The sequence below is a fragment of the Dolichospermum sp. LEGE 00246 genome (genome assembly GCF_015207865.1).
Classification (GTDB): domain Bacteria; phylum Cyanobacteriota; class Cyanobacteriia; order Cyanobacteriales; family Nostocaceae; genus Dolichospermum; species Dolichospermum heterosporum.
Genome location: NZ_JADEWA010000271.1, coordinates 1 through 7,386, shown reverse-complemented (window position 1 = coordinate 7,386; position 7,386 = coordinate 1). Strand labels below are relative to the sequence as shown.

At 39.3% G+C, this 7,386-nt stretch carries 9 protein-coding genes and 1 tRNA gene; 4 read left to right on the top strand and 6 right to left on the bottom strand.

What is annotated here, in order from left to right; genetic code table 11:
* Positions 1-118: 118 nt before the first annotated feature.
* The 4 genes from IQ228_RS16955 to psbX all read right to left on the bottom strand — a co-directional run bounded on the left by IQ228_RS16955 (position 119) and on the right by psbX (position 2,920).
* Positions 119-652, bottom strand: coding sequence for a sterol desaturase family protein (locus tag IQ228_RS16955; protein ID WP_228043922.1), 534 nt, complete (start codon positions 650-652; stop codon positions 119-121).
* A 478-nt stretch (positions 653-1,130) separates the two neighbouring features.
* A complete protein-coding gene (locus IQ228_RS16950; RefSeq protein ID WP_027401503.1) occupies positions 1,131-1,691 on the bottom strand; it encodes a TolB family protein in 561 nt (186 codons plus the stop codon).
* Between the two features lie 32 nt (positions 1,692-1,723).
* The gene (locus IQ228_RS16945) at positions 1,724-2,653 is read right to left on the bottom strand and encodes a Ycf66 family protein (RefSeq protein WP_039200675.1); all 930 of its coding nucleotides are present in this window, start codon (positions 2,651-2,653) and stop codon (positions 1,724-1,726) included.
* Between the two features lie 147 nt (positions 2,654-2,800).
* On the bottom strand, positions 2,801-2,920 hold the full coding sequence (psbX, locus tag IQ228_RS16940) for a photosystem II reaction center X protein (protein ID WP_039200676.1): 120 nt from the start codon (positions 2,918-2,920) through the stop codon (positions 2,801-2,803).
* A 352-nt stretch (positions 2,921-3,272) separates the two neighbouring features.
* Between psbX and IQ228_RS16935 the strand changes: the two genes are divergently transcribed.
* A complete protein-coding gene (locus IQ228_RS16935) occupies positions 3,273-3,560 on the top strand; it encodes a YggT family protein (RefSeq protein ID WP_027401501.1) in 288 nt (95 codons plus the stop codon).
* A gap of 85 nt (positions 3,561-3,645) precedes the next feature.
* On the opposite strand, the gene accC is transcribed toward IQ228_RS16935, so the two are convergent.
* Positions 3,646-4,992: an acetyl-CoA carboxylase biotin carboxylase subunit gene (gene accC / locus IQ228_RS16930; RefSeq protein WP_027401500.1), complete on the bottom strand. Its 1,347-nt coding sequence runs from the start codon at positions 4,990-4,992 to the stop codon at positions 3,646-3,648.
* Between the two features lie 280 nt (positions 4,993-5,272).
* Between accC and IQ228_RS16925 the strand changes: the two genes are divergently transcribed.
* From IQ228_RS16925 to IQ228_RS16915, 3 genes are all read left to right on the top strand, one after another.
* Positions 5,273-5,355: transfer RNA gene (locus IQ228_RS16925), tRNA-Leu, on the top strand.
* Between the two features lie 162 nt (positions 5,356-5,517).
* On the top strand, positions 5,518-6,132 hold the full coding sequence (locus tag IQ228_RS16920; protein ID WP_027401499.1) for a chorismate lyase: 615 nt from the start codon (positions 5,518-5,520) through the stop codon (positions 6,130-6,132).
* A gap of 143 nt (positions 6,133-6,275) precedes the next feature.
* On the top strand, positions 6,276-6,779 hold the full coding sequence (locus IQ228_RS16915) for a PsbP-related protein (RefSeq protein WP_193963638.1): 504 nt from the start codon (positions 6,276-6,278) through the stop codon (positions 6,777-6,779).
* Positions 6,780-6,859: 80 nt separating this feature from the next.
* Here the strand turns inward: IQ228_RS16915 and IQ228_RS16910 are convergent, their stop codons facing one another.
* Positions 6,860-7,255, bottom strand: coding sequence for a type II toxin-antitoxin system VapC family toxin (locus IQ228_RS16910; protein WP_193963636.1), 396 nt, complete (start codon positions 7,253-7,255; stop codon positions 6,860-6,862).
* Between the last annotated feature and the right edge of the window lie 131 nt (positions 7,256-7,386).

Below are 7,386 nucleotides of genomic sequence, written 5' to 3'. Positions count from 1 at the left end.
CTATTATTAAAAAACATTATTTTATACCCAAGTCTGCAATTGTCACATGGGCAAAGCTCTATTTATCCTCAAAAACCATCATCTTTTATAGTATTTCCTAGTCTAACGAAGTACAAATTTATCTGCGTTTATCTGCGTTTATCTGCGTTTTGACCATTATATCGGTGTTCATTAATTTATCCCAAAACCGAAAATAAAGACCATAGTTACAATTAAACTTGTGATGATGAATAGTATGGTGCGTTGGTGTAATCCAATGTTTACCCCAAAAACCACGTATCCATGAATATGGATAAACTTCATAACCCGTATGATTGACAACACCAAATATCGTCATTAAGGCTAGTAATAATCCCACTATACTAATGTGAACGGGAATAATAAAAACCATCAGAGGAATGATAATTGCCTGAATAATACTCTCAACAGGATCAAAAGAAAAAGAAGTCCAAGGTGTAGGGTTGATAGATTCGTGATGGACTTGATGAAAGCGGCGATATATACTAGGAATATGCAACCAGCGATGAGTCCAATAAAAATAAGTGTCGTGGAGAATCAAGTATATAAATAGGCTCAAAGGTAAATAAACCCAACCATAATCCATAAAATTTAAGTAAACCTTGGTATATCCCAAGTTGATCATTTCGATCATAAAAGCACTTGGTAATGCAAAAATAAAACAGGAAAAAAGAGACCATTTGATTTCACTCTTCATTTTACTTTTGCGTTTGTTCATATCATGGAGACGACGAACCTCCCAAGACGGGGGACGACGAACCCAAAGTAACCAATAGAGAACCGAAGATACAGTTAGGTATCTTGTCGAAAGAACAAAAAACATAAACACGGTTAAAATACCAAATTGTCTTAGATTAGGGAACATAAAATTAGCTTTTATTGATACTAGATATTAGTGACGATATACAATTGAAATATTCAGGTAAGTGTAGAAATTTTCCAACGCTAAAGTGTGCAGCTTGAGGACTTTAGATTGGCGTTAGCGAAGCGTACGCAGCGCAGCGAGTATTTTTGATTAATTCCGCCCTGAAGAGGCGGGGAATCTGTACCGAAAACTCCAAATGTGACATATTTAAGCTAAAATCCAAAATCTAAAATCTAAACTTTTTCGGTCAATTTTTAGTTGACACCCTTGCACCATTAGGAATATCTAATTCAATAGTTGGACCTCTATCAAGAACTTCAATATCCCATTGTCCACGACTGGAGGATTCAAACGCAATATAACGCCCATCAGGACTAATACTAGGATTTCTCACCCAACCACGATAAGTAGGGGTCAGAACTTGTGATTGTTGGGAAGCGCGATCGTAAAGTGCAACAACAGGTCTACCTTGATCACTGGTAATATAACAAATATAACGGCCTGTATAACTCAAACTAGGACTTTCTATAATTACTGACTGTCTGTTTAATCTTGGTGTAGGAATAAAACTTTGATTTTCTAAATCGTATAATAACAACTGCTGATAACGAGAACGATTGGAGACAAAAGCCAAAAAACGCCCATTACCACTGATAGCAGGTTGTTCTTCAGTATATCGGCTATTCAGAGAAGTAACTCCCAGGGGGATATTATCAGCACTACAAGATATCAGCAAGCTTGTCAAACCAAAAATTAGGCTCCAATAAATTGACTTTTGGAGCCAGAAGCTAGGTGTAAATGTTTTCACATTACTGTTTTCCGTCGTCAACCCCAAACGTGTTAAATGTCATCATCAAAATCGGAATTATCTGGCTCGTTATTTGGCTTGTTAATGGGATTATAAGGAACATATTCCGTTGGGATAGCTTCATCATCATCCTGTCTTCTGGGAGAAACTGAATCTCTAGGTGGACGACGTTTTCTTGGTCTAGGAGTAGGGGTAATATCATCCTCACGACTTTCTTGGCGTTGAGGGCGATTATTGCCAGTATTATTGCGACGTGCTGGTTTTCTCACTGCATCTTGGGAATTTGAAGTTTCCCAATCGTCAACTGGTTTGGGAGTAGAACCCCAATTTTCATCTTCATAACCCTCACTGGGACGACTGACTGAACGCCCAGAATTGTTACGACGCTTTCTTTCTGGTGATTCTGGTTTTTCCCTGGTACGTGAGTTTGGTGAACTGCGTGGTGGCTGATCTTCGTAATAGTCATCACGGGTAGAACGTTCGTCTCGACTACCGCGAATTCTCGGACGCTGAGGGGCTTCTTCGTCTTCTTCATAGGGTAGCGGTTCTAAATCCGCATCCATCTCAGCTTGATAGTTGCGCCGCTCAGAATAAGAATATTTTCTGCTAACCTCGCGTTCATCGTCCACAATGGGAGTGTTTCGTTTTGCTTGCTGAGTAGCGATACTTCGCAGACGAATACTTTCGACGGCAAAAAATACTGTAGAACCTACCAAAAGCAATTGACCAAATTGCAAAATTGGATCAAGTCGCCATCCTTGAAATACGAGAATAAAGCCGCATAACAAGCCAACTGCGGCAAAAAAGATGTCTTGATCTCTTGACAGTTCTGGGCGGACAGAACGAAGAAAGTACAATGCTGCTCCAGCTACAGCTAGGAAAATTCCTAGAATACTGGCTGAGTTTGCTCCAAAATTTACCTGAGCCAAAACACTGGCTGAGTTCAGCCCCAAATTAACCATTGGTGTTTTCCTAATATCAAATCTATATTAACGAGTTACACTTACTATCACTATTTTAACCAGTCATAATATTGTGGAAGAGGAATACTGGAGTCCAGAAGAAAGAAGAAGATGCTTCTCCAGTCCCCAGTCCCCAGTCCCCAAAAATTAAAAACGTTGGATTTTATCTTTTTGGCTAATGAAAATTAGACCAATGGTAGCAGGGATAACGACGATCGCAGTACCCAAAAGGAGACTCCAAAGAAAATTTGCTAAAGAGGGTGTCATAGTTCTCAACCTTTTTTTACACAGTTTATTTTCATTTTAATCTTGGATTACTTTCTTGAAAAGTAATCCAAGATTATCAGGGTTATTGGTCGGATGTAATACAATCGAGTGCTGGGAAACCCCACTCATAGAGGGTTGACGATTTCCTGAATGTATCTCAATCAAGTACATACCGCACGTCTAACCTGGTATTTACTTGATTGATGATCCCAAGTCAATAACTTTGTTTTTCTATTCTCACAATAAAATGGCACTATTTAGTTAAAATTGAGGGAAGAATACGTTACAAAACTTAAAGTTTATCAACTTGCGCCCAAGTTTTGGATTCTCTCACAGATGGTAGCTAAACAAAATGACTGGTGTTAACTTGACTGCTTGGATTCTTGGTCCGGTTTTGGGAGTGATGACGTTTTTATTTATTTTCCGCATTATTCTAACGTGGTATCCCCAAATCAATCTCAATAGTTTGCCTTTTAGTCTAATCGCCTGGCCGACTGAACCATTTTTAATCCCACTGCGGAAGTTTGTACAACCTATTGGTGGTGTAGATATTACCCCGATTATTTTAGTGGCGATTTTCAGCTTTATCCGGGAAATTTTGCTAGGTCAGCAAGGGTTACTGACCATGTTAGACAAGTAGTAGGAGCCAGAAGGTAGGGGCGCGGGGCCCGCGCCCAGTCAGGAGTCAGGAGGAAGAAAACGACCAATGAATGACCAATGACTAATTACTGCATTTTCATGTCCTGGACAAAGCTGGTGTAAATGTTACCTTCTAAAAATTGTGGGTTTTCCATAATTTTTTGATGAAAGGGAATGGTTGTAGGGACTCCTGTAATTGCACATTCTCTCAATGCGCGTTTCATGCGGGTAATAGCGGTGGCTCGGTCTGGTCCCCACACAATTAATTTACCTATGAGAGAGTCGTAGTAAGGGGGGATATGGTAGTCCGTGTATACGTGGGAATCAATCCGCACCCCTGGTCCTCCGGGGGGAAGATAACCACTAATTCTGCCGGGGGCTGGACGAAAATCATGATCTGGGTCTTCAGCATTAATCCGGCATTCAATGGAATGTCCTCTCAGAACCACTTCTTTTTGCGTGAGCTTTAGTCTTTCACCTTGGGCAATGCGAATTTGTTCAACTACTAGGTCTATACCAGTAATCATTTCTGTTACTGGATGCTCCACTTGTATCCGGGTGTTCATTTCCATGAAATAGAACTTACCGAATTTATCTAGAAGAAACTCGATAGTTCCTGCTCCGGTGTAGTTAATAAATTGGGCGGCTTTAACGGCAGCTTTTCCCATTTTTTGCCGTAAGTCAGGGTCGAGAGCAGGACTAGGGGCTTCTTCTAGGAGTTTTTGGTTACGACGCTGAATTGAACAGTCTCTTTCACCCAGATGGATAACATTACCATAGTTATCCGCTAGGATCTGAAATTCAATGTGGCGGGGACGTTCAATAAATTTTTCTATATAAACGCCTGCGTTGCCAAAGGCTGCTCCTGCTTCCCCCCGCGCCGCGAAGAAAAGTTTGACAAATTCCTCTTCGTAACGGACTAGCCGCATTCCTCGACCGCCTCCGCCTGCGGTAGCTTTAATCATCACAGGATAACCAATTTTTTTGGCGATCGCTAATCCTTGTTCTTCTGATTCTACTAACCCTTCACTACCGGGAACTGTAGGTACACCAGCCTTTTGCATTGTTTCTTTGGCTGTGGACTTATCCCCCATGAGCCTGATAGATTCAGGACTAGGACCAATAAAAGCAATGTGGTGGTCGGCACAAATTTCGGCAAATCTGGCATTCTCTGATAAAAAACCATAACCAGGATGAATGGCACTAGTATTGCGCGTTAGTGCAGCAGCAATAATATTGGGAATATTCAAATAACTCTTACTGCTGGCAGGTTCACCAATGCAAACCGCTTCATCTGCAAGTTGGACGTGGAGAGCATTTCTGTCAACAGTCGAGTGAACAGCTACTGTGGCAATTCCCATTTCTTCACAGGCTCGGAGAATGCGAAGGGCTATTTCTCCTCGATTGGCAATTAATATTTTGTCAAATTTCATTTTCTAGTTACGATATCAGTACCAGTAGATTCACATTTTCTCCCATCCTGTTGACATAAAGCTGTTGCATTACTGTAAATCGTGACAGGAGATCCCCAAACATAATTTTTAACAGACTATTAGATTATGTGGCATCTTTCCTAGACCTTTTAATATGACTTGTGCTGCAACTATATTTCTGTTAGTCTCATACCCATTCAAAAAATATCTGGGAAATATTTGCAAAAACTTGTGTTTAAGAGATTTTTTTATGTTATGCTGTAATCTGTGTTCAAACCGCGCGGATGTGGCGGAATTGGTATACGCGCACGCTTGAGGTGCGTGTGGGCATAGCCCTTGCGAGTTCGAGTCTCGCCATCCGCATTTTTGAATGTAAATAACCCGCTGTTAGGTCAGGAAAATGACTATACCAGCGGGTTTACATTTTTTGATCAAAGTCCTTATGTTTGATTCTTTGCCAGCGTCTCTAGTGATGCTGATTTTCGTGCTATTGATAGGAGTATATATAAACTTTTGTAAAGAACATTGACTACTACTTTTAATCCCACGAATGATCTAATCCTACCAAGCGCTTGGCATTGCCTGACTCCTATTTGGCAAGGCGGGGAGGAAGCGATTAAATACGGTTTACCGCACACTCAGTTAGCACCAACTTGGCAATTACTGCTTTTGGGTGATGGTTCTCCGACTCGGCACGTCCAACTACTTACGGGTGAACCAACGGAGGTAGATGTGATTGATATGTCAGCAATTGGCATGAGTTCCGATAATGCACCGACTATAATGCAGATGCTACCAGGTCCAAGAATTAGAAGACAGGTATGGGTGCGAACTGCTTCTGGTCAGAGGTTATATTATGCTGCTTCTTGGTGGGAAGCAAGTCATGTAGATGAGTATTTACAAAACAAGTCTTTACCAATTTGGGCAAGTTTAGCGCGGTTACGAACTGAGTTATATAGAGATGTGCAAGGTATTTATTATGGTAACTCAGAGGCGTTAGAGTCGGGTTTTAATGAAAAAGGTCCGTTTTGGGGGCGCCATTATTTATTTTGGCATCATGGACAACCGCTGACTTTGATTTATGAAGTTTTTTCGCCGTTTTTAACTAAATATTTGGGCGCTATGAATTTTGAAAGTTAATTTTCTCCATGACTATACTAAACATGGTTAAGACATGGACTTTTACAAAATTACAAAAAACATCAAGTCGTCTCATTCCCAGTCTCTGACTGGGAATGAATTCTAGAAGGCTCTGCCTTCAATGATATTAGGGAACATTAGGAATGACAATATTTATCAGCTTAACTATTTTCTTTATTACCAAAAAAGATGATTTCAATATATATGAAAATTCTCAATATGGGATAAAGGTAAAATATCTAAAAACCTGGGAAAGACAAGATTTAGAAAACCCAATTACAGCCGAAGTTGTGACTTTTATCTCTCCTCAACAAAGTGATACAGATAATTTTCAAGAAAAAGTAACAATTAGCGTTGATAAGTTTTCTGGCAGATTAGATGATTGGCAAAAATCCAGTATTCAGGAAATTAATAATACTGTATCAGGTGCAAAGATTGTTGATAAAAGTGTAACGAATTTGGCAAATAAAGAAGCTAGTAAATTGGTGTTTACGGGTAAAAATGGTCAAGATATTTTAAAAAATATGCAGGTTGTGACTTTAAAAGGTGATCAGGCTTATACGATTACTTATACTGCGAAAGTAGATGATTATGATCAGTTTGTAGAAACAGCAGACAAGATAATGAATTCATTGGAAATTAATTAATTGTCTGAATCAGGATTTGAGGATTTATGGCTAACGCCACGCTACGCGAACAGGATTTATTATTATAAATATCCTGAAGATTAACTGAAAGGGTTAAAAAGAGGGATACCACAACTATCAAAATCACGAATATTGCGCGTAACTAAAGTTAATTGATGTATCTGGGCTGTAGCAGCAATCATCATATCTGCTTGGGTAACTGTTTTACCGCTTAATCTTTGTTGGCCTCTTATTTTACCGCAAAGTTGAGCGATTTCAGCCGTGATAGGTAAAATTTGGCAATCATTTTTAATAAAATTATCAAACCAATTTTGAATTTTTAGGTTAGGTTTTGATGTTAATCCATAATGTATTTCTTCCAGAGTAATTACACTAATATTTATGGAAGATAAATTTTTTACCCATATTAAAACACCAGGATTAGGCTGAGGTCGCACTAATTCGCTAATAATGTTCGTATCACATAAAAAAATCATTGCGGATATTAAAAAAAGAAATTAGGACGGTCTTGACGAGAGGGAATTTCTAAAGAATAATCTTCTTCAATACAGATTTGCTGAAGTTCTTTAAAAGCATCAGCTAAAGTTTTTATTTGTTTATCTTGTAC

What these genes read in the sequence shown, in the direction of transcription:
- IQ228_RS16955 (WP_228043922.1), bottom strand. Translation starts at nt 652, where the DNA reads ATGATCGAAATGATCAACTTGGGATATACCAAGGTTTACTTAAATTTT.
- IQ228_RS16945 (WP_039200675.1), bottom strand. Translation starts at nt 2,653, where the DNA reads ATGGTTAATTTGGGGCTGAACTCAGCCAGTGTTTTGGCTCAGGTAAAT.
- psbX (WP_039200676.1), bottom strand. Translation starts at nt 2,920, where the DNA reads ATGACACCCTCTTTAGCAAATTTTCTTTGGAGTCTCCTTTTGGGTACT.
- IQ228_RS16935 (WP_027401501.1), top strand. Translation starts at nt 3,273, where the DNA reads ATGACTGGTGTTAACTTGACTGCTTGGATTCTTGGTCCGGTTTTGGGA.
- accC (WP_027401500.1), bottom strand. Translation starts at nt 4,992, where the DNA reads ATGAAATTTGACAAAATATTAATTGCCAATCGAGGAGAAATAGCCCTT.
- IQ228_RS16915 (WP_193963638.1), top strand. Translation starts at nt 6,276, where the DNA reads ATGACAATATTTATCAGCTTAACTATTTTCTTTATTACCAAAAAAGAT.
- IQ228_RS16910 (WP_193963636.1), bottom strand. Translation starts at nt 7,255, where the DNA reads ATGATTTTTTTATGTGATACGAACATTATTAGCGAATTAGTGCGACCT.